Here is a 715-nt window from a genome sequence, read left to right on the forward strand (position 1 = left end):
GGCATATCCCATTGCAGATTATTTCCCTGCATCCATATCGCAGTGCATCCGGGTCCAGCCCTTATAGCCCACCACTTCCGGTTCTTTGTCCGGCAGGTTTTGATAGTTGGCCTTATAACCTTCCGTTAAATGGGCTAAAGATGCTTTCATAAACACCACCGTTCCCCAGGCGCGCCCTGGCGATTCAGGTCTCATATGGCCGTTCACATACTCGCCACCGGATTTATGCTTGCCAGGTCTGTAGAGATAATAGGTATCATCAAAGTATTGATAATCTATACCCGGACCACCCGGCGCCAGACGCGGGTCGTCAAAAGGGTATGAGCTCAGATATAAATGCCCCTTCGCCGTGGTAATAAATGCCTGATTATTAACTACCACCACTCTTTTTATTTCTTTTCCTTCAGGTCTGTCACGCATAACACCATCTGAGTTTCTCTCCAGTGCCGGGAAAGGAGCCATATATTTTGCAACCTGCCACGTTTGTCCGTAATCTTTAGATATTTTATATGCCCCTGGCTCCCACTCAGGCACAAGTATGTACTGTTCTGAGGGATGGATAAACTCACCCGAGAATACCCTATAGATTGGATTGCCATAAATTGATTTGTGGATCTTTCTTTTTATGTCATGGTAAACAACATATCCTTCACAATCATAACCGATCAACTCCAGGTAGCGATTATCATCAAACCGGTAAATTACCTGTGAGGGT

The 715-nt window shown here is 45.6% G+C and carries 1 protein-coding gene; it reads right to left on the reverse strand.

Annotated features, from left to right (window positions below):
- Window positions 1-18: 18 nt before the first annotated feature.
- Window positions 19-715: T6SS immunity protein Tli3 family protein (locus OGY06_RS00080; protein WP_286586236.1), on the reverse strand; the 697-nt coding region annotated here is incomplete at its 5' end.

Origin of the sequence: Citrobacter sp. Cpo147 (genome assembly GCF_030332405.1) — a bacterium.
GTDB lineage: Bacteria > Pseudomonadota > Gammaproteobacteria > Enterobacterales > Enterobacteriaceae > Citrobacter > Citrobacter portucalensis.